This window comes from Bradyrhizobium sp. HKCCYLRH2060 (assembly GCF_051168135.1).
Taxonomy (GTDB): domain Bacteria; phylum Pseudomonadota; class Alphaproteobacteria; order Rhizobiales; family Xanthobacteraceae; genus Bradyrhizobium.
The window spans coordinates 258870-284728 of the sequence record NZ_JBNPUK010000002.1 but is presented as its reverse complement, the minus strand read 5'-3'; the positions used below and the strand labels follow the sequence as shown (position 1 = coordinate 284728).

The following is a 25859-nucleotide window of genomic DNA, read 5'->3' as shown; positions in this document are numbered from 1 at the left end:
TGTTGGGAAAAGTCCTGCCGGGAGGGGCCTATCGGGCGGTGAATGGCACGCGCGCCCTGGCCGAGAAGGTCCAGACCCGGGTGTTGCCGCCGATCCCGCCATACTCGGCACCGAGGCCGACGCCGGCACCACCCTCCGTCTGGATGCCGAGCCCGCCGGTGAACCGGGCCGACCAGCCCTGCAGCAGCGGCGTCGAGGCGAGCGCGCCGGCGGCGAGCGTGTTGGCGTCCTCCTTGTTGAAGTAGTAGTCGCCATACATGCCGAGGAACGGCGTCAGCAGAACGCCGCTGTCGAGCCAGGCGACAGGGTAGGCCGCACGCAGGCCGCCCGAGGCGCGGCCGCTGGCGAAGTCGTTGGTGCCCTGCCGCGTGCCCAGCGAGTCGGTATAGGCGTTCTGGTGCTCCCACAGCGCGTAGACCTTGGTCGAGGGCTCGAGCACCACGCCGGCCAACTTGTAGGTTCCGGTCAGACCGGTCGACAGCATCCAGCGCTGACCGCTGAAGTTGCCTTGGGCCGTCCCCGCGGTCCCGTCATAGCCGATGCCGGAATAGGCGACGGCGGCATCGAAGCGCAGGGTGGGGACGATCTTCCAGCCGAGATAGGCGCCGGTAGTCCAGCCATCGCCCTTCAGCTTTCCGTTGATCTCCTGCTGGGTGTAGCTGAACGTCTCGTAGCCGCCGAGCACGCCGACCAGGAAGCTCGGCGTCGCCCGGAAGGTCAGCCCCATCATCGCGTTGAGCTGCTGGCCGTACAGCGAGACCTGGTTGGCCTGGGTGATGCCGCCATTGTTGGTCGTGCCGAAGCGATCGACACCGGTGCCGCGGACATCAGCCCACAGCAGCCACTCCTTCTGCTCGTGCCATCTCGGCGCAGCCTGCTTCTTGTCGCCCCGGTCGATGGCCGCGAAGGCATCATCGATTCGCCCGCGGCTGCGGCCGCGCGGCTGCGACGCACCGGGCAGCATGGAGGAATAGGCGTCGCTGCCGCCGGCCGCAGCACGGTCCGAGGTCGGCGCCGGCTCGTCCTGATCGCGCGGATCGGCCGAGAAATTGAAGCGCATGCGCGCATTGCCCGGCGTCAGGAACGAACCGCCATCATTGAACCCGTCGGCGATGGCGTCATCGATCGCGCCGGAGATCGCCTGGCCGGAATTCTGTGCCACCAGCTTGCTGACCGTCTGCTGCAGCGATCGCAGCCGCACGCTGTCGACGGGCACATTGACGGTCTGGGCCAGCGCGGCCGAGGTGCTCGCCGTGAACAACGCGTTGCCGGCATAGCTTGCCGTGATGGTGTGGCTGCCCACGGCGAGCGTCGAGGTGGCGAACGTCGCAATGCCTCCAGCCAGCGTCGCCGTGCCGATCGGCGAGCCGTTGTCGTTGAAGGTGACCGTGCCGGTCGGCGTGCCGCCCGACGCTGAAACGGTGGCCGTGAACGTCACGGGCTGGCCGAACTGGCTCGGATTCTGCGACGAGGTCAGCGCGACCGTCGTGACCAGCTGGCCTACCGACAGATTGAAGGTGGCATTGGCCGAGGCACTGTTGGTGTCGGTCACGGTCACGGTATACGTGGTCATTGCCGCCGGCGCCGTCGGCGTGCCGGTGATCTGGCCATTGGTCGTGTTGAAGCTGAGGCCGGCCGGCAGGGCCGGCGAAACGGCAAAGACCAGCGCGCCCGTACCACCCGAGCCCGTCACAGGCGTGAATGGCGTCACAGCCTGGTTGATCGGCAGCGAGCTGGACGGCACGGCCGTCGTCGCCGTCACCGCCCCATTGATGGTCAGGCTGAATGTGTTGCTTGCGGTCGCGTTGGCGGCGTCGGTCACGGTCACGGTGAATGTCGTCGCCGCAATGGTCACCGTGGGCGTTCCGGAAATGCTGCCGTTCGCCGTATTGAGAGACAGTCCGGCCGGAAGCGTCGGCGCGACGGAGTAGGTGAGCGGCGCGGTGCCGCCGCCGCCCGTGACCGGCGTGAACGGCGTGACGGCGTGGTTCGCGGTCAGCGTCGTCGCGGCGATCGCCTGCGTCGCGCTGACGGCGCCGTTGACCGCGAGGCTGAACGTGTTGGTCGCCGTGGCGCTGTTGGCGTCGGTCACCGTGACCGTATAGGTCGTCGCGCCGCTGGTCGCGGTCGGCGTGCCCGTGATCGCGCCCGAGGACGTATTGAAGGTGAGACCCGCGGGCAGCGCCGGCGCGATGCCATAGCTCAGCGGCGACGTGCCCCCGGCGCCGGTCACCGGCGTGAAGGACGCCACCGGTGTATTCACGGTCAGGCCTTTGGACGCGATGGCCTGCGTCGCGGTCACCGCGCCATTGATCGTGAGGCTGAACGTGTTGCTGGCGCTGGCGCTGTTGGCGTCGCTCACGGTGACCGTATAGGTCGTGGCCGAGCTGATCGCCGTCGGCGTTCCCGTGATCGCACCGGTCGAGGTGTTGAAGCTGAGACCGGCGGGCAGGGTCGGTGCGATGGCATAAGTCAGCGGCGACGTGCCGCCGCCCCCGGTAATCGGGGTGAAGGATGTCGCAGCGACATTGACGGTCAGGGACTTCGCCGGAATGGACTGCGTCGCGCTGACGGCGCCGTTGACGGTCAGGCTGAAGGTGTTGGTCGCGGTCGCGTTGTTGGCGTCGGTGACGGTCACGGTGTAGGTCGTGGTCGCCGCGCTCGTCGAAGGCGTGCCCGAGATCGCACCCGTGGATGGGCTGATGCTCAGCCCGGCCGGCAGGCTCGGCGAGATCGTGTAGCCCAGGGGCGCCGTGCCGCCGCCGCCGGTGACCGGCGTGAAGGCGGTGATCGCCTGGTTGGCGGTGAAGGTCCGCGAGGCGACCGCCTGCGTCGCGGTCACAGCGCTGTTCACCGTGAGGCTGAACGTATTGCTGGCCGTGGCGCTGTTGGCGTCGGTCACCGTGACCGTGTAGGTGGTCGCGCCGCTGGTCACGGTTGGCGTGCCCGTGATCGCGCCGCTCGAGGTGTTGAGCGTCAGGCCCGTCGGCAGACCGGGGGCAACGGCGTAGGAGAGCGGTGGCGTGCCGCCCGATCCGGTGACCGGCGTGAACGACGTTGCCGCAGCGTTCTGCGTCAGCGTCTTGGAGGCGATCGCCTGCGTCGCGCTCACGGGACCATTGACGGTCAGCTGGAAGGTGTTGGTGGCGGTCCCGTTGTTGGCATCCGTCACGGTCACCGTATAGGTGGTCGTGCTGCTGGTCACGGTCGGCGTGCCGCTGACCTGGCCGGTGCTGGTGTTGAAGCTGAGACCGGTCGGCAAGGTCGGCGCGATCGCATAGGCCCGCGGCGTCGTGCCGCCGCCGCCGGTGACCGGCGTGAATGGCGTGATGGCCGTGTTCACGGTGACGGTGGCTGAGCTCACCGACTGCGTCGCGGTGACGGCGGTGTTCACCGTGAGGCTGAAGGTATTGCTGGCCGTGGCGCTGTTGGCGTCGGTGACGGTGACCGTATAGGTGGTTGCACCGCTGCTCACGGTCGGCGTGCCCGTGATCGCGCCGGTGTTGGTGTCGAGCGAGAGGCCCGAGGGCAGCGTCGGCGACACGCCGTAGGTGAGCGGCGGGGTGCCGTTGCCGCCGGTCACGGGCGTGAAGGAGGTCGCCGCCGCATTCTGCGTCAATATCTTCGATGCGACCGACTGGGTCGCGGTCACGGCCGCGTTGACGGCGAGACTGAACGTGTTCGAGGCCGTCGCGCTGTTCGCGTCCGTGACGGTGACGGTGTACGTCGTCGATCCGCTCGTGGCCGTCGGCGTGCCCGTGATCGCGCCGGTCGACGTATTGAGCGAGAGACCGGAGGGAAGCGACGGCGAGATGCTATAGGTGTAGGGCGTCGTGCCGCCGCCGCCGGTGACCGGCGTGAACGAGGTCGTCGCGTGGTTCTGCGTCAACGTCTTCGAGGCGACCGCCTGCGTCGCCGTGACCGCGCCGTTGACCGTCAGGCTGAACGTGTTGCTGGCGGTGGCGCTGTTGGCATCGGTGACGGTGACCGTATAGGTGGTCGCGGTGCTGGTGATCGTGGGCGTGCCGGTGATCGCACCCGTGGACGTGTTGAACGAAAGACCGGTCGGCAGCGACGGCGCGATGCCATAGCCGAGCGGCGCGGTGCCGCCGGAGCCGGTGACCGGCGTGAACGAGGTCGTCGCGGTGTTGACGGTCAGCGCTTTCGACGCGATGGACTGTGTCGCGGTGGGGCCGGGCAGGTTGACCGTAATGGTCCAAGAGGTGAGCGCCGTTCCGGAGCCTGAGCAGGTTACGAGAAAGTCGCTACAGTCTGACGCATAAAACAGCGTGATCGTATCCTGGCCGCCGCCCGTCAGGCTGTTCAGAGTGATGTTGATCTGAGCCTGACCAGTATTCGCACTCTGCCCATTGTCGTTTCCACTGCTTGGATGCAGCGTGTAATTGGCTTTGCTCGTCGTCGGGCTGTAGTCGGAATAAGCACTCGAGCTCGTGCCGGCGATGGGCAGCTGGGTGTTCGCATTCGTGCCGGATACGGAGTACAAGCCGTAGACAACGGCATCGTCTCCGGTGTTGGGAGTGCCAACCACGGTGAGACACAGGTGATAGACCTGTGACACGGAATTGAATGTGATCGTGGCCCCGGTGGTCGAATTGACGGTCAGATCGCAGACCGCCTGCGCCGATGAGATCGACGCGCCCATGGCCGCGAGAACGACAAAGGTCGTCACCGCCAACGTTCTCAGGTTGCTGACGGCCGACGACCAGCGAGTCAGAAACCGCTGGAACGACGTCGTCCACGCGCCAATGATGATCGCGAAAAGCTGCACCTTGCCCCTGCGCTTCCCCGCGACCGCGGGTCGACCTCGGCCGCGGTCCCAAATATTCTGCGACTGCAATAAAGATTACCGAAAACTTACCGTTGATTAAGCTTTGTTTCCCCCGTGCCGCAAGCCAGTGATGCACGGAACCGCCGCACTCGCGCGGCCTTTCCCGAACTTAGTTGCGCGCCCGCAACACTGCGACCTCTCCGCGTGCTGATTCGGGGCAGTCTCGTGAAACGCCCCCACATCCCCTGCGGGTTCATGCTTGACTGTTCGCGTTGGATGCATGACACTTTCGAATTGCACATGATGAATACTGGACGCGTCGGTTGTCCGCGTTCGTCGTGACACGCTTTCTTTTTTCGTTGAATTGCACAAAATCATTTGGAGGCAACGCATGCCGCTTACGCCTGTGCTCGGGCAAATCATGCCATTTGCTGGAAACCAGCCACCGAGGGGGTGGGCGTTCTGCAACGGTGCGCTGTTGGCGATCCAGACGAATCAGGCATTGTTCTCCCTGCTCGGCACCTATTACGGCGGCAATGGTGTCACGACGTTCGCACTGCCTGATCTTCGCGGACGGGCTATCCTCGGCTCGACCGGCGGCAGCGGCCAGTTTCCCGCTGGCACGGTCAGCGGCGAGACCACGGTGACGCTCACGACGGCGCAGATGCCGACCCATAATCACCAGATCCAGGCGTCCAGCAACGATGGTACTGGGCGTGGAGCGTCGGCGACCAACAACGTGTTCGCGACCAACAAGCTCCCGCCAGACAATCCCAAGCTGATCTTCACCACCGCTGGGACGAACCAGGTGCCGCTGTCGCTCAGCACCAACATCGTCGATATCGGCGGCGGGCAGCCCCACAACAACATGCAGCCCTATCTGGTGATCAATTATCTGATCGCCCTGAATGGGGTTTACCCTTCGCGCAACTGAGACGGCTCGGCGCTCACGTTTCTCACCATCGTCGCAATCCGCCGCATCGCGCCCGCTTCGCGGCGTCCACCGCACTTGAAAGGATGTCGGGATGTCAGACCCGTTTCTCGGCGAGATCAGGCTGTTCGGCTTTCCGCGCATACCGGATGGCTGGCTGGCCTGCGACGGAAGCGCATTGTCCATCGCCAACTATGATGCGCTCTATGCGGTCATCGGGACGACGTTTGGTGGCGACGGGGTCCAGACCTTCAATCTGCCGGACCTGCGCGGCCGCGTTCCGATCGGGCAGGGCACGCCGCCCGGCGGCGCATCCTATCTGCTGGGGCAACTGGACGGTGAGGACGAGCACACCTTGATCACGACCGAGATGCCCACGCACAGCCACGCTTTGTTGGCGTCGACCACCGTCGCCGACACGGCACAGCCGGGGACCAGTACCCTCCTGGGAACCGCGACAGCGGGCAATCTCTACGCGCCCAGTGCTGACGCCGGGACCTACGAAGTGATGGCGGCCTGCGTCGGGCCGTCGGGGCAGGGCGTCGCTCACAACAACATCATGCCGACCGTCGTCGGCAATTACTGCATCTGCATCAACGGCATCTTCCCGTCGCCGGGCTGACGCCTTCGCGTTCGATCGGCTCTATTGCGCATTCCTCAGGAGAGACGTCGTGTCAGACCCCTTCGTCGGCGAAATCCAGGCCTTTCCGTTCACCTTCGCAAGCGACGGCTTCAACAGCGCGTGGCTGCCGTGCTTCGGCCAGTTGCTTCCGATCCAGCGGTATACGCCGTTGTTCGCGCTGATCGGCACCTATTACGGCGGCAACGGCACCACCAATTTCGCCCTGCCGAATCTGAGCGGCGCGATCACCAACGGGCAGGGCGACGGCCCCGGTCTGCAGCCGCGCGTCATCGGTGAGGCGATGGGGACCAGCACCGCCTTTCTGACCACGGCCGAGATGCCCGCGCATGCCCATACCTTGCAGCTCGGCAGCAAGGCGGCGGCGAATGCCACGCCAGGGCCGGGGACGGGCGTGGGCATCGTGGCGATCGATCCCAGCTTCAACGGGTTCCTGGCGCCGCCGGGCAATACGACGCTGGCGGTCAATGCGGTCACACCGAACGGGCAGAGCATTCCGCACGACAACATGCAGCCGACCCAGGCGCTGATCTGGTGCATCTGCTATGCGGGCATCTTCCCGTCATTCAACAACTCCTGAGCCGAGCAGGCTCGGAGTGACGCTCGGGATCGACGTCGTCTCACCGGACGTTCGCTTGCGGCTGCGGTCGGCCGAGACGGCCGACGAGCCGTTCCTGCGTGACCTCTTTGGTTTCGTCAAAGGTGCGCAGCTCGCCGCGGCCGGTCTGCCGCCGGCGATGCTCGATCTCGTGCTGGCGCAGCAGTATCGCGCCCAGCTCGCAAGCCATGCGGCGCAGTGTCCGGCGGCGCAGTCGCTGATCATTCTCCGCGACGCCGCGCCGGTCGGGCGGCTGCTGCTCGACCGCGCGGCGTCACAATGGCACGTGGTGGATCTCGCGCTGCTGCCTGGCGCGCGCAACGCGGGTGTCGGGCGCGAGATCATGCAGGCGGTCGCCACCGCCGCACGGGAGCAGGGCGCCGCGGTGCTTTCGCTCGCGGTCGCAACCACGAATGACGACGCGATAAGGTTCTACGTGCGGCTGGGCTTCCGCGACGTGGCGGACAACGCGACAGCGTCGCATCGCATGATGGAGCTGCCGCTCGCGCGCTAACGAGCCGGAGCCACCTCGCGCAGGAACGCGATCAGCGCCGCGTTCACCTCGGCGGCGCATTCCTGCTGGATCCAGTGGCCGGCGCCGTCGATGATCAGCTTGCGCCGGAGATCCGACAGCACGCGCGCCATGTCCTGAACGCGCTTGGCGCCGATCAGCCCCGTCACCACCGCGTCCGCGCTGCCCGCGATGAACAGCGACGGCTGGCGGATCTGGGCGTCCTGCCAGGGCGCGGTCAACTCCCAGTTGCGGTCGATGTTGCGATACCAGTTCAGGCCACCGCGAAAGCCGGAGGTGCGATAGGCTGCGATGAACTCGGCGAGGTCTGCTTCGCTCAGCCACGCCGGCAGAGGCAGGGCGGGGTTCGCCGCACCGAGGAAGCCCTTGTCCGGCGCGACGAACAGCGACTGCGGGTCGGAGAAGCCACGCGCCAGCATCGTGCGCATCGTCAGCGCGACGTCACGCTCGAGTTCGGCCTCGGCGACGCCCGGCGTCTGAAAATACTGCCAGTAGAAGTTCTCGATGCCGCCGGCGCGGAGCGTGTCGAGCGGCCGGCCGCGGCCGCGAAGCGGCGGCGGCACGCTCAGTCCGGCGACGGCCGTGAACAGGTCCGGCCGGAACAGCGCCGCATGCCAGGCCACCGGCGCGCCCCAGTCGTGGCCGATGATGACGGCGGTGTCCTCGCCGAGCGCCTCGACCAGTGCCACCATGTCGCCGACGGTGTCGAAGATCGAGTAGGCGGCGATGTCTGCTGGCGCCTGCGAGCGGCCGAACCCGCGCATGTCGGGCGCGACCACCCGATAGCCGGCCTCGGCCAGCGCCACGATCTGGTGCCGCCACGAATAGGACAGTTCGGGCCAGCCGTGGCACAGCACGACAAGCGGGCCTTCGCCCTGTTCGCGCACGAACAGCTCGATTCCGTTGGCCTTGATGGTCCGCGTCGATGACACCGTTTCCCCCTTGGTTGCTCGACTTCTGATTGCCGCCCCTGGACGTATCACACCGCGCGATGAGCCGTGCAAATCCCGGGACAGCGGACGGATCCGCGGGATTGCCGAGTTGTTTGCGCCCCCCGCAACTGCTAGAATCCCAGTGCGCTCCAGAGCTTAGCCGATGAATGTCATGACCTTACCGCCGCGTCGCTCCGGTTTCACGTCCGGACGGGTGACGCGTGTGCTCATCGCCTTGGCCGCGGCGTTCGCCGTCGGCTGGAGCGGCGTGCTCTACGCCGCCAACCAGAGCGTCCAGGGCGCGCGCAAGGAGGATGGCGGCTTCGACGGCGATGCGCCGACCGCGATCCTGATGGAGGCCAACAGCGGCAGCGTGCTGTTCGAGAAGAATGCGGACGAGCTGCGGGCGCCTTCCAGCATGATGAAGCTGATGACCGCCGAGGTGGTCTTCAACGCGGTCAAGGACGGCACGATTAAGCTCAACGACGAATACCGCATCAGCGAGAACGCCTGGCGCCGGGGCGGGGCGCCCTCCGGCACCTCGACGATGTTCGCCGCGCTCAACAGCAAGGTGTCGGTGAGCGACCTCCTGCACGGCGCTATCATCCAGAGCGGCAACGACGCCTGCATTGCGCTCGCCGAGGGCATGGCCGGCAACGAGAAGATCTTCGCCGCCGACTACATGACCAAGCGGGCGCGCGAGCTCGGCCTCACCAGATCGACCTTCGCCAATTCCAACGGGCTGCCGGATCCCGGCAACAAGATGACGGTGCGCGAGCTCGCCATGCTCGCCCGGCACATCATCCTGGATTTCCCGGAGTTCTATAAGATCTTCGGCGAGAAGGAATTCACCTGGAACAAGATCCGGCAGCAGAACCGCAACCCGCTGCTGAACGCGATGGAGGGCGCCGACGGCCTCAAGACCGGCTACACCAAGGAAGGCGGCTACGGCATGGTCGGCTCGGCCGTGCAGAACGGCACCCGGCTGATCGTGGTCGTCAATGGCCTGGAGGACTCCGAGGACCGCGCCACCGAGGCCAAGAAGATGCTGGAATGGGGCTTCCGCAATTTCGAGACCCGCACCCTGTTCGCGGCGGAGCAGCCGATCGGCTACGCCAAGGTGTTCGGCGGCGAGAGCCGCTCGGTCAAGCTGTCGAGCCCGGTGCCGGTCAAGGTCATGGTGCAGAAGAACGGCGGCGACAAGCTGATCGCCCGCATCATCTACAGTGGCCCGGTCAGGGCTCCCATCGAGCCCGGGCAGAAGGTCGGGGTTGTCAGGGTCTGGCGCGGCCCCAATATCGCCATGGAGGCCCCTGTCTATGCTGCGGAGGCGGTGGGCAGGGGATCCACGATGCGGCGTGCGATCGATGGGGTCAGCGAGCTCGTGATCGGGATGTTCCGCGCCGGGGCCGAGAAGCTCTAGAGACATGGCGGATTCAGCTTTGAAACGTGGTCCGGGCCGCGGCCGATTCGTCACCTTCGAGGGTGGCGAGGGCGCCGGAAAATCCACGCAGATCAAGATGTTGGCGGACCGTCTGCAGAAGGAGGGTGTGCGCGTCGTCCTGACTCGCGAGCCCGGGGGATCGCCGGGCGCGGAGATCATGCGCCACCTCGTGCTGTCGGGCATGGGCAAGCTGCTGGGGCCGGAGGCCGAGACGCTGCTGTTCGCCGCCGCACGCGACGACCATGTGCGCAACGTGATTCTCCCGGCGCTGAACCAGGGAAGCTGGGTGTTGTGCGATCGCTTCTTCGATTCGACCCGGGCCTACCAGGGCAGCCAGGGCAAGGTCGCGCCTGATGTGCTCAATGCGATGCAGCGGGTCACGATCGGCGACCTCAAGCCGGACCTGACGCTGATCCTCGACGTGCCCGTCGAGGTTGGCCTGCAGCGAGCCGCGGCGCGGCGCGGCAGCGGCGCGCCGGACCGGTTCGAAGGCGAGGACATCAAGTTCCACAAGGGGCTGCGCGACGCCTTTCACAAGATCGCCGCCGAGGATCCCCGGCGCTGCGTGCTGGTCGACGCCACGGCGAGCGCGGATACGGTCTCGCAACTCGTTTGGGACGCCGTGCGCGAGCGGCTGTTCGCGGAAGTGGCGGCCGCCTCATGAGCGCACGCAAGGTCGAGCCGGAGATCGCGGTCCGCCATCCCCGCGAGACCAGCGCCTTGTTCGGCCATCGCGAGGCCGAGGCCGCGCTGCTGTCAGCCTATCGCAGCGGCCGGATGGCGCATGCCTGGCTGATCGGCGGCCCGCAAGGCGTCGGCAAGGCCACCTTGGCCTACCGCATGGCCCGCTTCGTGCTGACCCACCGTGATCCTGCGTCGGACGCGGTACGTACCGCCGGCTCGCTGCACGTGGACCCGGATGATCACGTGGCCCGGCTGATCGCCTCCGAGGCCCATGGCGGGCTGCTCACCTTGGAGCGCTCGGCCAACGACAAGGGCGTGCTGCGCACCGTCATCACCGTGGACGAAACCCGCGAGACGATCTCGTTCTTCGGCTCGACGGCGGCGGTCGAGGGCTGGCGGGTCTGCATCGTCGACACCGTCGACGAGCTCAATCCCAACGCCGCCAACGCGCTGCTGAAGATCCTCGAGGAGCCGCCGCAGCAGTCGCTGTTCCTGCTGGTCAGCCACGCGCCGGCGCGGGTGCTGGCCACCATCAAATCGCGCTGCCGCCGGCTGGCGCTGCGGGCCTTGGCGACCGACGACGTCATCAGCGCCGCGGCCGAGGCCACCGGCATGAACGTAGCCGAGCCGGCGCTGCGCGAGGCGGCCAGGGCCTCCGAGGGCAGCGTCGCGCGCACCCTGATGCTGCTGGGCGGCGACGGGCTGCAGCTGCAGACCCGGACCACGGCGCTGCTCGCGAGCCTGCCGCGAATCGACGCCGGCGAGCTGCATGCCCTGGGTGATGCGCTCGGCACCAGCGACCGCGTCGCGCTGGCGAGCTTCCTCGACAGCATCGAGCGCTGGGTGGCGGAGCGGCTGCGCGCCGGCGATGCCAACGCGGAACTGCCGCGCCTTGCACGGCTGGCGGAGGTATGGGAAAAGATCGTCCGCGCCGCGCGCGACACCGAATCCTATAATCTGGAAAGAAAACCGCTGGTTTTCTCGGTGTTCGGGATGCTTGCCGAAGCCACGCGGTAACCGCGCGACCATCATCCCGGGATCATCAGGATCAATCCGTCGACCGACGTCGTCAAAGAGGAATCTGCCGTGGCCAAGGCCAGCAAGACAACCGTGAAAAAGGGCAAGCCCGCGAGCAAGAGCGGCGCGAGGAAGGCTGCCCACAACGCGCCCGCGAAGGGCAAGGTCAGCGCGGCCAAGGCGAAGGCGGCGAAGGACAAGGACGCCAAGAAAAAGACCGCCACATCCAAGACGGCCCCCGCGAAAGCCAAGAGCAAAGCTCCGGCGGCGACCGCGGCCAAGAAAGCTTCGAAGAGCGCCGCCAAGAAAGCGGTCAAGAAAGCTGTGAAGGCGCCAGCCAGGAAGGCCGTGGCAAAGCCCGCCACACCGCCGGCCAAGAAGACCGCCGCCAAGCCTGCGGCAGCAACGAAAAAGCCTGCGGCAGCGAGGAAGCCCGCCGCTCCGAAACAGCCGGCCGCACCGAAGAAGGTCGCGCCGGCCATCGTTGAAGCGCCGAAGCCGCCGCGCGCCGCCAAGCCGAAGGCGCCGCGCAAGCCGAAGGTCGAGGCCGCTGTCGTCGTCGAAATCGACGAGATCGTAGCGCGGGTCGCCGCACCTCCGGTCGACAAGAACACCTTCTACGTCACGACGGCGATCGCCTATCCCAACGGCAACCCACATATCGGCCACGCCTATGAGGCGATCGCGACCGACGCCATCGCACGCTTTGCGCGGCTCGACGGCAAGGACGTCTTCTTCCTCACCGGCACCGACGAGCACGGCCTGAAGATGGTGCAGACCGCGCAGAACGAGGGCCTGACGCCGTCGGAGCTCGCGACCCGCAATGCCGGCCGCTTCCGCGAGATGGACGAGCGGCTGAACGTCTCGTTCGACCGCTTCATCCGCACCACCGAGCCCGCGCATCACAACTCGGTGCAGGCGATCTGGACTCGCATGCGCGAGAACGGCGACATCTACGCCGACACCTATGCGGGGTGGTACTCGGTGCGCGACGAGGCCTATTACGCCGAGGACGAGACCGTCGTCGGCGAGGACAATGTCCGCCGCGGACCGCAGGGCACGCCGGTGGAGTGGGTCGAGGAGAAGAGCTATTTCTTCCGCCTGTCGGCCTATCAGGACAGGCTGCTCGCGCTCTATGAGAGCCAGCCGGATTTCATCGGGCCGGATGCGCGGCGCAACGAGATCATCAGCTTCGTCAAGGGCGGTCTGAAGGACCTCTCGATCTCGCGCACCACGTTCGACTGGGGCGTCCGCGTGCCCCACGACGACGAGCACGTGATGTATGTGTGGGTCGACGCGCTCACCAATTACATCACCGGCGTCGGCTTTCCCGACGAGAGGGATCCGAACTGGAAGTATTGGCCGGCCGACGTCCACGTCATCGGCAAGGACATCATCCGCTTCCATGCGGTGTACTGGCCGGCGTTCCTGCTGTCGGCCGGCGTCCCCGTGCCGAAGCGGGTCTATGCCCACGGCTTCCTGTTCAACAGGGGCGAGAAGATGTCGAAGTCGGTCGGCAACGTCGTCGATCCGTTCAATCTCGCCGACCAGTATGGCGTCGACCAGCTCCGCTACTTCTTCCTGCGCGAGGTGCCATTCGGCCAGGACGGTAACTACAATCACGAGGCGATCGTCGCGCGCATCAACGCCGATCTCGCCAACGACCTCGGCAATCTCGCACAGCGCTCGCTGTCGATGATCTCGAAACAGCTCGGCGGCGTGCTGCCGGAGCCCGGCGAGTTCTCGGCCAATGACAAGGCGATTCTGGCCGAGGCCGACGCGATGATCGGCGCGGCGCGCAAAGCCATGGCGACGCAGCAGATCCACCAATGGCTCAACGCCGTGTGGTCGGTCGTGGCCGAGGCCAACCGCTATTTCGCGGGCGAGGCGCCCTGGGCGCTGGCCAAGACCGATCCGGCGCGCCAGCACACCGTGCTCTACGTCACCGCCGAGGTGATCCGTCAGGTCGCGATCCTGACCCAGCCGGTGATGCCGGCCGCGTCGGCAAAGCTGCTCGACAGCCTCGGCATTCCCGAGGACGAGCGAACGTTCGCGCGGCTCGGCGGCGATGTCCGGATTGCGGCTGGCACGCAGCTGCCGGCGCCGCAGGCGGTGTTCCCGCGCTACATCGAGCCGACGGCGGCGTGATGCTGGTCGACAGCCATTGCCACCTGGATTTTCCGGATTTCGCCGAGGATCTGGATGGCATCGTCGCGCGCGCCGCCGCCGCGGGCGTCGACCGGATGGTGACGATCTCGACGCGGGTGCGGCGCTTGCCCGAGTTGCTCGCGATCGCCGAGCGGTTCGAGAACGTGTTCTGCTCGGTCGGCACCCATCCGCACAACGCGGACGAGGAGGACGGCATTCCGGCCGCGGAGCTGATTGCGCTGACTCGCCATCCCAAGGTCGTCGCGCTCGGCGAGGCCGGGCTCGACAATTTCTACGATCACGGCTCGAAGGATGCCCAGGAGCGCGGGTTCCGCGCGCATATCGCGGCCGCCCGCGACACCGGCCTGCCGCTCGTCATCCACACCCGCGAGGCCGACGCTCAGTGCGGCCGCATCCTCGAGGAGGAGATGGCGCGCGGACCTTTCAACGCCGTGCTGCATTGCTACACCGGCGGACGCGAGCTGGCGATGAAGGCGATCGATCTCGGACTGCACATCTCGTTCACGGGCATCGTGACCTTCAAGAAGTCCGAGGCCTTGCGCGCGCTCGCCGCCGAGGTGCCGGCCGACCGCATCATGGTCGAGACCGACGCGCCATATCTCGCGCCCGGCAAGTTCCGGGGCAAGCGCAACGAGCCGGCCTATGTCGTCGAGACCGCGAAGGTTCTGGCGGAGACCCGCGGCGTCTCGCTCGAGGAATTCTCGCAGCAGACCACCGAGACCTTCTTCAAGCTGTTCTCGAAGGTGCCGCGGCCAAGGGAGGCTGCATGACGCTGACGCTCACCATTCTCGGCTGCGGCTCGTCGGCCGGCGTCCCGCGCCCGGCGCTGGGATGGGGCGCCTGCGATCCCAACAACCCGAAGAACCGCCGAAGGCGCTGCTCGCTGCTGGCTGAGCGCCGCGGAACGCATGGCGTCACGCGGGTCGTGATCGACACGTCGCCGGATCTGCGCGAGCAGTTGATCGACACCAACGTCGATCACATCGACGCGGTGTTTCTCACGCATGAGCACGCCGACCAGACCCATGGCATCGACGACCTGCGCTCGGTGGTGATGCATCAGCGACGGCGCATTCCGGTCTACCTGAACCAGTCAACCGCCAAGGACATCATGCACCGGTTCTCCTATTGCTTCATCTCGCCACCGGGAAGCGACTATCCGCCGATCCTGACCCAGCACGCGATCGAGGCCGGCGAGACCCAGGCGGTGGAAGGCAAGGGCGGCGAGCTGAGGCTGACCGCGTTCCTCGTCCAGCACGGCAACATCCCCGCGCTCGGCTACCGCATCGGCAATGCCGCCTACACGCCTGACCTCAACGACATCCCAGAGGAGAGCTGGGGCGCACTCGAGGATCTCGACCTCTGGATTGTCGACGGCCTGCGGCCCGCCTCGCATCCCAGCCATTTCTCGGTCAACGACGCGCTCGCCTGGGTCGAACGCTTCAAGCCCCGACGCGCCGTCATCACCAACATGACCGCCGATCTCGACTACGAGGTGCTGCGCCAGAGCCTGCCGGCCGGCGTAGTGCCGGCCTATGATGGCATGCGGCTGGAGGTCGGCTGATTGTTCGTTGGCCGGCTAAGGCCGTCATTGCGTGGAGCCGAAGGCGACGAAGCAATCCAGAGTTATAGCAATGACTCTGGATCGCTTCGCTTCGCTCGCAATGACGGGCAGGGGCGGGCGACCGCAAGGGCCACGAAGCTATAGCAGCCTGCGGCCGAATACATGGAGATGCTACCATGCTGTCGCTGTTCTTCGAGGTCGAGGTCAAGCCCGGCCATCTCGACCAGTATCTGCAGCTCGCTGCCGCGCTGCGGCCCGAGCTCGACGCCCTCGGCGGCTGCCTGTTCCTCGACCGCTTCAGGAGCCTGTCGCGCGACAACCTGATCCTGTCCTACCAGATCTGGCAGGACGAGGGCGCCATGACCGCCTGGCGCGTGCACGCCCATCACCACGACATCCAGACGCTCGGCCGCGACAAGGTGTTCTCCGACTATCGCCTGCGCGTCGCCGAGCTGGTGCACGAGGTCAGGCCGGGGCAGGCGGCTTGGCAGCCGGAGCGGCGGGGGACGTACAACGATCCGAAACGGCGTGCGCCGACCTATGTGCTGGCGGTGGAGACGGCTGCGCCGCAGCTGAGCATCGCGACGGATCTGCCGGTCGCGACCTTCTCCAGCGTCTATCGCAAGGGCCGCTTCGCGCATCTGATCGACTTGCCGGACGAGGCGACCGGCGTGGCGCTGAGTGTGCGCCTGCTCGCCGAACCCGGCGCCGACAACATCCGCGTCGTCGAAGTCAGCAGAGACTACGGCATGTACGATCGCCGCGAAGCGCCGCAGTATTATCCGGAGAAGAGCAGGGGCGACGCGGCGGCAAACTGACCTTCGACGCCCGAGCGAGGAAAGACCATCGTCATCGCGGTGCTCATGAATGCGCCCTCGCCCCTTGTGGGAGAGGGCTCAAAGGTGCTGACTACGTCCTCACTCGGGTGAGGGGTTCGTGCCGCACATTCCGCTCTGAGTTCGTGGCAACCCCTCACCCGGTTTCGATGCTTTGCATCGAAACCACCCTCTCCCACAAGGGGAGAGGGTGCACCGCGCGTGTCGATGCAGCTCATCAGTTCATTGGCCGCGCGTAGGGCGGATTAGCGCAGCGTAATCCGCCATAGCCTCCAGCACTGGCGCGGCGGGTTACGCCTGCGGCTAACCCGCCCTACTCAGAGGCACCTACGCCGAGATCGCCTTGGCCGAGTTGACCTCGTTGCGCAGCAAAAACTTCTGGATCTTGCCGGTGGACGTCTTCGGGATCGGGCCGAACACGACGACCTTCGGCGTCTTGAAGCCGGACATGTGGCTGCGGCAATAGGCGATGATCTCGGCTTCGGTGGCTTCAGCACCGTCCTTGAGCTCGATGAAGGCGCAGGGCACCTCGCCCCATTTCGGATCGGGCTTGGCGACGACGGCGGCGAACAACACGGCGGGGTGCTTGTAGAGGATGTCCTCGACCTCGACCGAGGAGATGTTCTCGCCGCCGGAGATGATGATGTCCTTGGAGCGGTCCTTGATGATGACGTAGCCGTGCTCGTCGAGCACGCCGAGGTCGCCGGTATGGAACCAGCCGCCGGCGAAGGCTTCCTGCGTGGCCTTCTCGTTCTTGAGATAGCCCTTCATCACGATGTTGCCGCGGAACATGACCTCGCCGATGGTCTCGCCATCGCGCGGCACCTCCTGCATCGTCTCGGGATTGAGCACCGTGACGGCTTCCTGCAACGGATAAGGCACGCCCTGCCGACGCTTCAGCCGCGCGCGCTCCGGCGCTGGCAGGTCATCCCAGCCGGGCTGCTCGGCGCAGACGGAGGCGGGGCCGTAGACCTCGGTGAGGCCGTAGACATGCGTCAGCTTGATGCCGATGCTCTCGGCGCCTTCGAGCACGGCGACCGGCGGCGCGGCGCCGGCGATCAGGCCGACCACCGGCTTCTCTCGCCTGCCCTTGGGAGCGTCGGGTGCGTTGATCAGCACGTTGTACACGATCGGCGCGCCGCACATGTGGGTGACGCCGTGGGTCTTGATCAATTCGAAGATCTTCGTCGGTTCGACTTTGCGCAGGCAGACATTGACGCCGGCCGCGGCCGCCATGGTCCAGGGGAAGCACCAGCCGTTGCAGTGGAACATCGGCAGGGTCCAGAGATAGACCGGGTGCTGGCCGAGGCCGCCGGCGAGAATGTTGCTGACGGCGTTGAGATAGGCGCCGCGGTGATGCGTCACGACGCCCTTGGGATTGCCCGTGGTGCCCGAGGTGTAGCTCATCGCGATAGCGTCCCACTCATCAGTGGGACGGCGCGGCTCGAAACTCGGATCACCGGATGCGACCGCGGCTTCGTACTCGATCTCGCCGATGCGGCTGCCGCCGGCATAGGAGGCGTCATCGACGTCGATCACGAACGGCTTGGCGCCGCTCATCAGCTTCAGCGCCTCGCTGATCACGGCAGAGAATTCGGGATCGACCAGGATGATCCTGGCCTGGCCGTGATCGAGCTGAAACGCGATCGAGGATGCATCGAGGCGGATGTTGAGGGTATTGAGCACGGCGCCGGCCATCGGCACGGCGAAATGCGCCTCGTTCATCGCCGGGATGTTCGGCAGCATCGCAGCCACGGTGTCGCCCTCGCCGATGCCGCGTCCCGCGAGATAGGACGCGAAGCGCCGGCAGCGCTCATAGGTCTGGCGCCAGGTGAAGCTGCGGCCTTCATAGACCGTGCTGACGTGGTCGGGATAGACGGCCGCGCTGCGCGCCAGGAAGCTGAGCGGGGTCAGCGGCACGTAGTTGGCCGGCGTCTTGTCCAGGCCGAGCTTGTACTGGTTCGTGCTCATCACCACCCTCCCTCGTCATCTGAAGAGTTTACAGGAACCCGATCGAAATCCACGGAAAAATCGCAACCACGATGAGGCCGATGAGAAGCGCCAGCAGGTAGCCCCAGATCGGGCGGATGCCCTCGGCGGGATCGACCCGACCGATCGCGCAGGCGGCGTAATATCCAACCCCGAACGGCGGTGCGAACAGGCCAATGCCCATCGCCAGGATGATCACCATGGCATAATGCACCTCGTGCACGCCGACGGCACGCGCGATCGGAAACAGCAGCGGCCCGAACAGCACGATTGCCGGAATGCCCTCGAGCACGCTGCCGAGGATCGTGAAGGCGACGATCGAGACCGCGATGAACGTCGCCGGGCCGCCCGGCAGCCCGGTCATCGCGGCCGCCAGCGCGCGCGAGAAGCCGGACTGCGTCAGGCCCCAGGCCATGCCGGTCGCCGTCCCGATGATCAGCAGGATCGCGCCGGACAACGCCGCCGTCTCGATCAGCATCGGCATCAGCCGGCGCCAGTCGAAACGGCGATAGACCAGCAGGCCCGCCAGCACGCCATAGACGATGCCGATGGTCGAGACCTCCGTCGCCGTCGCGACGCCCTCGACGACGGCCGCGCGGATCACGAAGGGCAGGGCCAGGGCAGGGAGCGAGACGATGAAGGCCTTGCCGATCTCGGCTCCGGTGGCGCGGCGGACGCCGCTCATGTCCTCGTTGCGGTAGCGCCACCACACCAGCGTGCACAGCGTGATCGCCAGCACCACGCCCGGCAGCAGGCCGCCGGTGAACAGCGCCGCGATCGACACGCCGGTGACGGAGCCGATCGTGATCAGCACCAGGCTCGGCGGAATGGTCTCGGTTTGCGCGCCGGTGGCAGCGAGCAGGGCGACGAGATCGCCGGGCCTGGCGCCGCGCGCCTTCATCTCCGGAAACAGCACCGGCGCGACCGCGGCCATATCGGCGGCCTTGGCGCCGGAAATGCCCGAGACCAGGTACATCGCGCCGACCAGCACGTAATGCAGCCCGCCGCGGACGTGCCCCAAGAGGCTTGCCAGGAACGCGACCATGGCGCGGGCCATGCCGGTCATCTCGATCAGCAATCCGAGAAAGACGAACAGCGGCACCGACAGCAGGATGAGGTGGCTCATGCCCTCGTCCATACGCCCGACCAGCACCATCAGCGGCGTGCGCGTCGTCAGCGCGAGATAGCCGAAGATCGCGAGCCCGAAAGCGAACGCGATCGGCACGCCGGCGAAGACGCACAAGCCGACCACGCCGACGAAGAAGATCACGAGGTTGATGTTGCCGAGCGGCTTCAGCAGCGGCTGCGCCACCCAGAACAGCGCGATGATGGCTACGACGGAGACGACGGCCAGCAGCATCGTCCTGACGCTGGCCGTGCGGGCGAGACGGATGAGGGCGAACAGCGCCATCAGTCCGACGCCGACCGGCAGTGCGGCGGCGCGCCAGATGTTTTCGATCTGCAGCGCCGGCGTGGTGATGAAGCTTTCCTCGTAGGCGTACTCCCAGGACGGCCAGGCGATCATGACCAGGAACGCCAGCGCCGCGCTCGTCGCGACCAGATCGAGATAGGCGCGTAAGCCGGGGCTGGCGCGCGCCACCATTGCCGTCATCCGCATGTGCTCGCCGCGGCGGAACGCCACCGCGGCGCCGAGCATTGCGAGCCAAAGGAACAGGATCGAGGCCAGCTCGTCCGACCAGATCAGCGGCTGGTGCAGGACGTAGCGCGCCACGACGCCCGCGAACAGGATGACGATCTCGGCCACGACGAGCAGCGCGGCGGGGATCTCGACGAGGAGGCCGAGCAGGGCCTCCAGGCCGTCGAGCCAGGACCGGCGGCGAGGGGTCTCGATGATCACCTCGCTGATCGCAATTTCCGTGAACTCGGCATGCGCCATGACGTCACCCGAACGCGTCTACGACGCCTACGCTTACGACAGCTTGCCGACGGCCTTTTCCAAGAGCGCCCAGGCCTCGTCGCCATACTTGCCCTTCCACTCGGCATAGAAGCCGGCGCTGCGCAGCTTGTCGCGGAACGGCGCGACGGTCGGCTGATTGAACGTCAGGCCCTTCGCCGCGAGCTCTGCTTGCAGGCCGGCATTGAGCTTGGCGACGTCCTCACGCTCCTTCACGGCGGCCGCGTTGATGTGCTTGGCGACGATCGTGCGCATGTCCGCCGGCACGGCCTCCCAGGCGCGGCGATTGGCCAGGAACCAGAAGCCGTCCCACATGTGGTTGGTCAGCGAGCAGTACTTCTGCACCTCGTAGAGCTTGGCGGTCGAGATGATCGCCAGCGGGTTTTCCTGGCCCTCGACGACCTTGGTCTGCAGCGCCGAATAGACCTCGCTGAAATTGATCGAGGCGGGCGCGGCCTCGAACGCCTTGAACATCGAGGTCCACAGCGGCGACACCGGCACGCGGATCTTGAAGCCCTTGAGGTCATCCGGACCGTTGATCGGCTTGGTCGACGACGTCGTCTGGCGGAAGCCGTTGTCCCAGATCTTGTCCATGACCACCAGGCCGGCCTTGTTGATCTGGCCGCGCACATAGGCGCCGAGATCGCCGTCCATGGCCTTCCAGACCGTGTCGTAGTCCGGGAACGCGAAGCCGATGCCATTGATCGACGCGGCTGGCACCAAGGTCGCGAGGATCAGGCCCGAGAGCGTGAAGAACTCGACGCCGCCGGAGCGGATCTGGCTCAGCATGTCCGTGTCGGAACCGAGCTGGTTGTTCGGGAAGATCTGCAGGTCGAACTTGCCGTTGGTCTCGGCCTTGATCGCCGCCGCCATCTCCTTGGCGCGGACGTTGAGCGGATGGGAGTCGGGCAGGTTGTTGGCGTATTTGTAGGTGAACTCGGCGCTCTGCGCGCGCGCCACATGCGGCGCTGCGACGGTGCCAATTCCACCCAGTACGGCTGACGCCGCGGAGGCCTTCAACAGCGCGCGTCGTGACAGGCTCATTCTCGTTTCTCCCTGGAGAAGCTTCTTCTCGTTGCATCGCGCCGCCGCAAGCATCGCCGGACGAATCCTGCGACATCAGCGACGTCGCCTGCGCTTATTGCAGCGATGGGCCGCAGCAGCAATATCGGCGTTCGCAGCAGGCCCCATGCGCAGCGCGAGTCTCGGCGATGGCGAGCGCCCATCAGCTTGGGCTGGCCGGGGGGTCTGAAGGGCCCGCGGCTGCCGTAAATTCGAGGATTCGGCGCCAAGCCATTGAACTCCCTCAGCATATAAATATTCCATAATATACCTTATGCGAATTGGCTATGGGCGGTTGCCTGACGGTGGAAGCCGCACATCGGCCCGCCCAGCGCACGTCGGCGCCTGTGCGAAATCGCCCCCGCCTCGTCACCCCGCAGTCTTCGTTTGGTCAAAGCCCAGAGGTCAAAACCGCATCCTTCAGGATTGGGCACGGGCGTATCGTGAATGGGATCCGAAGACATGCCAGTTCAGTCGACGTCGAAGGAAGTTGATCCGGGTGATGTCGCGCTGCCGCCTGACGACGCTGTCTGCGAGGAGATCTATCAGCGGGTGCTGGCCGAGGTGCGCGCACGTATCGATCAGCGGATCGCCGCCATCGAGGCCCAGGCCGCCGCAGATGCTGTCGAGGCTGCCGAACCCGCTGCAGGCGGCGAGCACCTGGAAACGCCTCCTTCGGCCCGGCGCCGGCCCGTATTGCGGGCCATGATCACGCTGATGGCGTCAGCCGGGCTCATCGGCGCGGCCATCACCCTGGCGCGGGACCATACCGAGACCATCACCTCCGTCACCGATCGGATCGAAGCGGCGGTTCAATCCATCCGGCGCGAGAACGCTCAGACGGCGAATCCAGCCGTGACGCTGGAGACGGCGGCGAACGGATCGAGTGTGGCCGAGACGGCCCCTGCCTCACCATCACCATCCGTATCACCATCCGTTTCGCCAACACCGGAGACGTCACTGTCAGCATCATCAACGCGCCCCAGCGATCCATCCTCCGCGATGGCGGAGGCAACGTCGGAGCGTGACATGCCGCCCGCTCCCGACCGGGACGTTATGCCACTGATCGAGAAGATCGCGCATGATGTCGCCGAACTGCAGAGCGGGTTCCAGGAGTTCAAGTCCAGCCAGGAGCAAGCCAACCGCGATCAGGCCAGGGCGATCGAACAGCTGCAGGCAAGCCAGGACCAGCTGGTGCGCGCGGTCCGGGGGGCGAAGACCGAGGCCACGACGGTTGGCGCAGCCGTGCGCCTCCCACCCCGGCCGCCTCAGGCCCGCCCGCCTCGCTTCTAAGAAGTTCCGGCACGGTTCTCCCGGACGCGCAGGCATGTGCGGACTTTGCGATCAGCGAAATCGCCAGGCCCAGTGCGCGTCGCCCCGGTCGCGCCGCTCGACGATGTCGATCCTCATGAATCGGTCGTGCGCGAGCGCCGTGCCGACCCAGAGTTCGCTCCAGGCCTCGAACACGGCTGGCGGGAGGTTGTCCCGCTCGGATATCAGACGCCAGGACGTCTGGCGTACGAGGATCGAGTCGCGATCCGGCGACAGCTCTGCGTCGTCGCCTTGGCCGCGGGCCAGTCGCGCGAACGCCTTTGCGAACCCTGCAGCGCCAGGCTCGACGCCGCCAAGAAGCGCTGCGACCTCGTCGAACGTATGCATTCCGATCAGCCTCGCCGCGGCGCCGGCCAGATGGCCGCCTTCCTCCGGGCCGAGCACGGCCACCGTCTCCGGCACGATCGAGGTGATATACTCCATCGCATAGTTGCGGAGCACCTTGAGGAGCCGTTCTTCGGGCCAGGCATTCTCCGCGAGCTTGGGAGCGCGGGCCGGATCGAAAGCCGGGCAACGCTCGCCCGGCGAGAACTGAAGACGTTCGTGCCGAGCCTGGGATTGCCGAGGACGACGCCATTGTTGGCGTGCCATCCGCGCAGCATCGCGCGCGACACCTCGGAGGGAATGCCGCAGATCGCCGTCCCCGACCAGATCCAGCGCGGCGGCGGATAGCGCACCCACGCCTTGCGGTCGTTTTCGTAGACGTATTCGACCTTCACGCCGCCGACCTGATTGGACAGGTAATGGTACTGCGCACACGCGACCGCATGCGGCAGACCGTCGAGACCGAGCTTCTTCAACCCCGGAAGGAAGCGAGCCAGTTGCTGCCGCCGAAACGTCCGGAACACGATCTCCGCAGCGCGCTGCGGACCCGCCCGCGACGACAACATCAGGATGAGGCCGGTCAGGTAGGAGTGATAGATCAACTCGACGGCGCGACAGGCCGCAACGTCGGCAACGGGTGCGTGGCCATTCCCCTTCAATTGGCTCCCCTTCCCCACGCTCTCCGCTCAACCCTCACAGATAGTTCGCAGCGGCCTCGGCCTCGAAGCGGTCCGGCGGGCCTTCCCAGACGATCTTGGCATGATCCAGCACGTAGACGCGGTCGGCGTGCGGGAGCGCGAAGGTGACGTTCTGCTCGCCGAGCAGCACCGTGATCTTGGTGGTCTCGCGCAGTCGGTCGAGCGCCTTCGAGAGCGTCTCCAGGATGACCGGCGCGAGCCCGAGCGTCGGCTCGTCGAGGATCAAGAGTTTCGGCTTCATCATCAGCGCCCGCGCGATCGCCAGCATCTGCTGCTCGCCGCCGGACAGCGTGCGCGCCAGCTGCGGCTGCCGCGACTTGAGGATCGGAAACAGCCCGAACAGCCATTCGAGCCGCTCGGCACGCTCGGTGTCGGCCAGCGCATTGCCGCCGAGCTCGAGATTTTCGCGCACGCTCATGTCGCCGAACAACTCGCGCGTCTCCGGACATTGCACGATGCCTGAGCGGGCGATCTGCGCCGCCGTGCCGCCGGCAAGGCTGCGCCCTGCCCACTTCACCTCGCCCGAATACGGCACCAGGCCCGAGATGGCGTTGAACAGCGTCGTCTTGCCGGCGCCGTTGAGGCCGACGACCGAGACGAACTCGCCCTCATGGACGTGCAGCGACACGTCCTGGAGCGCCTGCGCCTTGCCGTAGAGCACGCCGACCTTGTCGACCTGCAGCGCAGGCGTGACGTCCTTGAAGCTCGCCTCCGGCCGCGCGGTCGAGACCAGCGCGCCGCCGAGATAGACGCGCCGGACCGTCTCGTCCTGCATCACCTCGGTCGCCCTGCCCTCGGCGATCTTCTCGCCGAGATACATCGCCAGCACGCGGTCGACCAGCGCCGACACGCTCTTGACGTTGTGGTCGACCAGCAGCACGGCGTGGCCGTCGTCGCGGAATTCGCGGATGAGCTCGGAGAAGTCGGCGACCTCGGACGCCGTGAGGCCGGCGAAAGGCTCGTCCACCAGCACCAGCTTCGGGCTGCGCGCCACCGCCTTCGCAAGCTCGAGCCGGCGCAGATCGGCAAACGCCAGTGTCGGCGGCCGCCGGTCGATGACGCCGCCGAGGCCGACGCGCTCCGCAATGGCCCGTGCGCGCGCATCGACGTCCTTGTCGGCGAACAGCCGCGTCAGCTTGTCCGGCAGCAGCGCGACCTTGATGTTCTCCAGCACGGTCTGGCGCGCCAGCGGTCGCGAATGCTGGAACACCAGCCCGACGCCCATGCGCGCGATGCGATGCGACGGCAGGCCCGCGAGCTCGACGCCGTCGAGCCTGACCGAGCCCGCGGTCGGCCGCTCGACGCCCATGACGCTCTTCATCGCGGTCGACTTGCCCGAGCCGTTCGGCCCGATCAGGCCGAGGATCTCACCGGGCCGGATCGAGAAGCTCAAATTCTTGACGGCGACGAGGCCGCCGAACCGTTTGGTGAGGCCGTTGACCTCCAGCATCGGAGCGCCGCTCATGGCTTGCGTCATGCCTTGGCCCCTCCCCTGATCATGCCGAGGAAGCCGTCGGGGAAGAACAGGATGACCACGAGCGCGATCACCGAGACGATGAGGGTCGCGAGCTCGCCGAGCGGCCGCAGCAGCTCGCCCATGCCGATCAGGAAGATCGCGCCGATCGCGGCGCCGATGACGGTGCGCCGGCCGCCGAGCACGGCGGCGATGATGATCTGCACGCCAACGCCGACATCGACGAAGGTCGAGACCGAGGCGGTGCCCATGTAGAACACCATCAGCGCGCCGGCGAGCCCGGAGAAAAATGCGCTGACGACGAAGGCGGCGAGCTTGTGCTTGGTGACGTTGAAGCCGAGCGCGCCGGCCTGGATCTTGTCCTGCCCGCTCGCCTGCAGGATCAGGCCGATGGCGCTGCGCGACAGGCCGAACAGGATGGCACCTGACACCAGCATGAAACCGAGCGCGATCCAGTAGTTGGTCCTGGCATCGATCGAGATCACGTCCGGCACGGCGAGGCCGATCTCGCCGCCGGTCAGCCCTGCGGCAACGACGATGAAGTTCTGCAACATCAGCACGGCCACCAGCGTGGTCAGGCCGAAATAAGGCCCGCTGACGCGCAGCGCCGGCAGCGCCAGCACGACGCCGCCGACGACCGCCGCCAGTGCGCCGGCGGCGATGCACAGCCAGATCGACAGGCCCGGCGAGAAGTGCGCATCGAGAATGCCGGCCGTATAGGCGCCGACGCCGATCAGGAAGGTCGGTCCGAAATTGACCTCGCCGGCGAAGCCGAACAGCAGGTCCCAGGACATCGCGAACACCGCCGTGTAGTACGCGACCGTCAGCAGCCCGAGGACGTAGCCTGAGACGTAGGTCGGCAGGATCAGAGCCACGATCACCGTCAGGAGCGCGATCCAGAACAGCCGCGACATAACGAATGCAGGCAT

19 protein-coding genes and 1 pseudogene are annotated in these 25859 nt (G+C 66.6%); 12 read left to right on the top strand and 8 right to left on the bottom strand.

Features of this window, described 5'->3' with window-relative positions; genetic code table 11:
* Window positions 1-28: 28 nt before the first annotated feature.
* Window positions 29-4690: a beta strand repeat-containing protein gene (locus tag ACQR10_RS05085; protein ID WP_434911880.1), complete on the bottom strand. Its 4662-nt coding sequence runs from the start codon at window positions 4688-4690 to the stop codon at window positions 29-31.
* 490 nt (window positions 4691-5180) lie between these two features.
* Here ACQR10_RS05085 and ACQR10_RS05080 point away from each other — a divergent pair, with 490 nt between their 5' ends.
* From ACQR10_RS05080 to ACQR10_RS05065, 4 genes are all read left to right on the top strand, one after another.
* Window positions 5181-5723, top strand: a complete 543-nt coding sequence (locus ACQR10_RS05080; protein WP_434911879.1) for a phage tail protein — start codon at window positions 5181-5183, stop codon at window positions 5721-5723.
* Window positions 5724-5814: 91 nt separating this feature from the next.
* Window positions 5815-6342: a phage tail protein gene (locus ACQR10_RS05075; RefSeq protein ID WP_316178755.1), complete on the top strand. Its 528-nt coding sequence runs from the start codon at window positions 5815-5817 to the stop codon at window positions 6340-6342.
* Window positions 6343-6391: 49 nt separating this feature from the next.
* Window positions 6392-6940: a phage tail protein gene (locus ACQR10_RS05070; protein WP_315799981.1), complete on the top strand. Its 549-nt coding sequence runs from the start codon at window positions 6392-6394 to the stop codon at window positions 6938-6940.
* 16 nt (window positions 6941-6956) lie between these two features.
* Window positions 6957-7472 carry a GNAT family N-acetyltransferase gene (locus tag ACQR10_RS05065; RefSeq protein ID WP_434911878.1) on the top strand — a complete coding sequence of 172 codons (516 nt, stop codon included), beginning with the start codon at window positions 6957-6959 and terminating at the stop codon, window positions 7470-7472.
* On the opposite strand, the gene ACQR10_RS05060 is transcribed toward ACQR10_RS05065, so the two are convergent.
* A complete protein-coding gene (locus tag ACQR10_RS05060) occupies window positions 7469-8422 on the bottom strand; it encodes an alpha/beta fold hydrolase (protein WP_434911877.1) in 954 nt (317 codons plus the stop codon). The genes ACQR10_RS05065 and ACQR10_RS05060 overlap by 4 nt on opposite strands.
* A gap of 163 nt (window positions 8423-8585) precedes the next feature.
* Here ACQR10_RS05060 and ACQR10_RS05055 point away from each other — a divergent pair, with 163 nt between their 5' ends.
* The 7 genes from ACQR10_RS05055 to ACQR10_RS05025 all read left to right on the top strand — a co-directional run bounded on the left by ACQR10_RS05055 (window position 8586) and on the right by ACQR10_RS05025 (window position 16118).
* The gene (locus ACQR10_RS05055) at window positions 8586-9845 is read left to right on the top strand and encodes a D-alanyl-D-alanine carboxypeptidase family protein (RefSeq protein ID WP_315799978.1); all 1260 of its coding nucleotides are present in this window, start codon (window positions 8586-8588) and stop codon (window positions 9843-9845) included.
* A gap of 4 nt (window positions 9846-9849) precedes the next feature.
* A complete protein-coding gene (gene tmk / locus ACQR10_RS05050; protein WP_315799977.1) occupies window positions 9850-10530 on the top strand; it encodes a dTMP kinase in 681 nt (226 codons plus the stop codon).
* The gene (locus ACQR10_RS05045) at window positions 10527-11567 is read left to right on the top strand and encodes a DNA polymerase III subunit delta' (protein ID WP_316215809.1); all 1041 of its coding nucleotides are present in this window, start codon (window positions 10527-10529) and stop codon (window positions 11565-11567) included. The genes tmk and ACQR10_RS05045 overlap by 4 nt, the downstream gene beginning before the upstream one ends.
* A gap of 69 nt (window positions 11568-11636) precedes the next feature.
* The gene (gene metG / locus ACQR10_RS05040; protein ID WP_316215810.1) at window positions 11637-13715 is read left to right on the top strand and encodes a methionine--tRNA ligase; all 2079 of its coding nucleotides are present in this window, start codon (window positions 11637-11639) and stop codon (window positions 13713-13715) included.
* The gene (locus ACQR10_RS05035) at window positions 13715-14506 is read left to right on the top strand and encodes a TatD family hydrolase (RefSeq protein ID WP_316178741.1); all 792 of its coding nucleotides are present in this window, start codon (window positions 13715-13717) and stop codon (window positions 14504-14506) included. The genes metG and ACQR10_RS05035 overlap by 1 nt, the downstream gene beginning before the upstream one ends.
* The gene (locus tag ACQR10_RS05030; RefSeq protein WP_316215811.1) at window positions 14503-15300 is read left to right on the top strand and encodes an MBL fold metallo-hydrolase; all 798 of its coding nucleotides are present in this window, start codon (window positions 14503-14505) and stop codon (window positions 15298-15300) included. The genes ACQR10_RS05035 and ACQR10_RS05030 overlap by 4 nt, the downstream gene beginning before the upstream one ends.
* Window positions 15301-15476: 176 nt before the next feature.
* A complete protein-coding gene (locus tag ACQR10_RS05025; protein ID WP_316215812.1) occupies window positions 15477-16118 on the top strand; it encodes an antibiotic biosynthesis monooxygenase family protein in 642 nt (213 codons plus the stop codon).
* Window positions 16119-16463: 345 nt separating this feature from the next.
* On the opposite strand, the gene ACQR10_RS05020 is transcribed toward ACQR10_RS05025, so the two are convergent.
* From ACQR10_RS05020 to ACQR10_RS05010, 3 genes are read right to left on the bottom strand one after another with little or no spacing between them, the layout of a single operon-like run.
* Window positions 16464-18107, bottom strand: a complete 1644-nt coding sequence (locus ACQR10_RS05020) for an acyl-CoA synthetase (protein WP_316215813.1) — start codon at window positions 18105-18107, stop codon at window positions 16464-16466.
* 28 nt (window positions 18108-18135) lie between these two features.
* Complete coding sequence (locus ACQR10_RS05015; RefSeq protein WP_315799970.1) at window positions 18136-20022, bottom strand: TRAP transporter large permease; 1887 nt, start codon at window positions 20020-20022, stop codon at window positions 18136-18138.
* A gap of 33 nt (window positions 20023-20055) precedes the next feature.
* On the bottom strand, window positions 20056-21084 hold the full coding sequence (locus ACQR10_RS05010) for a TRAP transporter substrate-binding protein (protein WP_434911876.1): 1029 nt from the start codon (window positions 21082-21084) through the stop codon (window positions 20056-20058).
* Between the two features lie 480 nt (window positions 21085-21564).
* Here ACQR10_RS05010 and ACQR10_RS05005 point away from each other — a divergent pair, with 480 nt between their 5' ends.
* The gene (locus tag ACQR10_RS05005) at window positions 21565-22395 is read left to right on the top strand and encodes a hypothetical protein (RefSeq protein ID WP_434911875.1); all 831 of its coding nucleotides are present in this window, start codon (window positions 21565-21567) and stop codon (window positions 22393-22395) included.
* A 51-nt stretch (window positions 22396-22446) separates the two neighbouring features.
* Here ACQR10_RS05005 and ACQR10_RS05000 read toward each other — a convergent pair.
* From ACQR10_RS05000 to ACQR10_RS04990, 3 genes and pseudogenes are all read right to left on the bottom strand, one after another.
* Window positions 22447-23417 (bottom strand): annotated as a pseudogene (locus ACQR10_RS05000) (hypothetical protein).
* A 34-nt stretch (window positions 23418-23451) separates the two neighbouring features.
* Complete coding sequence (locus ACQR10_RS04995; protein WP_409997866.1) at window positions 23452-24921, bottom strand: ATP-binding cassette domain-containing protein; 1470 nt, start codon at window positions 24919-24921, stop codon at window positions 23452-23454.
* An 8-nt stretch (window positions 24922-24929) separates the two neighbouring features.
* A complete protein-coding gene (locus ACQR10_RS04990; RefSeq protein ID WP_315799965.1) occupies window positions 24930-25859 on the bottom strand; it encodes a branched-chain amino acid ABC transporter permease in 930 nt (309 codons plus the stop codon).

Excerpts from the sequence above, each read along its gene's own strand:
- ACQR10_RS05055 (WP_315799978.1), top strand. The coding sequence starts at position 8,586 with ATGAATGTCATGACCTTACCGCCGCGTCGCTCCGGTTTCACGTCCGGA.
- ACQR10_RS05025 (WP_316215812.1), top strand. The coding sequence starts at position 15,477 with ATGCTGTCGCTGTTCTTCGAGGTCGAGGTCAAGCCCGGCCATCTCGAC.
- ACQR10_RS05035 (WP_316178741.1), top strand. The coding sequence starts at position 13,715 with ATGCTGGTCGACAGCCATTGCCACCTGGATTTTCCGGATTTCGCCGAG.
- ACQR10_RS05080 (WP_434911879.1), top strand. The coding sequence starts at position 5,181 with ATGCCGCTTACGCCTGTGCTCGGGCAAATCATGCCATTTGCTGGAAAC.
- ACQR10_RS05010 (WP_434911876.1), bottom strand. The coding sequence starts at position 21,084 with ATGAGCCTGTCACGACGCGCGCTGTTGAAGGCCTCCGCGGCGTCAGCC.
- ACQR10_RS05015 (WP_315799970.1), bottom strand. The coding sequence starts at position 20,022 with ATGGCGCATGCCGAGTTCACGGAAATTGCGATCAGCGAGGTGATCATC.
- ACQR10_RS05045 (WP_316215809.1), top strand. The coding sequence starts at position 10,527 with ATGAGCGCACGCAAGGTCGAGCCGGAGATCGCGGTCCGCCATCCCCGC.
- ACQR10_RS04990 (WP_315799965.1), bottom strand. The coding sequence starts at position 25,859 with ATGCCTGCATTCGTTATGTCGCGGCTGTTCTGGATCGCGCTCCTGACG.
- ACQR10_RS05030 (WP_316215811.1), top strand. The coding sequence starts at position 14,503 with ATGACGCTGACGCTCACCATTCTCGGCTGCGGCTCGTCGGCCGGCGTC.
- ACQR10_RS05020 (WP_316215813.1), bottom strand. The coding sequence starts at position 18,107 with ATGAGCACGAACCAGTACAAGCTCGGCCTGGACAAGACGCCGGCCAAC.
- ACQR10_RS05075 (WP_316178755.1), top strand. The coding sequence starts at position 5,815 with ATGTCAGACCCGTTTCTCGGCGAGATCAGGCTGTTCGGCTTTCCGCGC.
- ACQR10_RS05005 (WP_434911875.1), top strand. The coding sequence starts at position 21,565 with ATGCCAGTTCAGTCGACGTCGAAGGAAGTTGATCCGGGTGATGTCGCG.
- ACQR10_RS04995 (WP_409997866.1), bottom strand. The coding sequence starts at position 24,921 with ATGAGCGGCGCTCCGATGCTGGAGGTCAACGGCCTCACCAAACGGTTC.
- tmk (WP_315799977.1), top strand. The coding sequence starts at position 9,850 with ATGGCGGATTCAGCTTTGAAACGTGGTCCGGGCCGCGGCCGATTCGTC.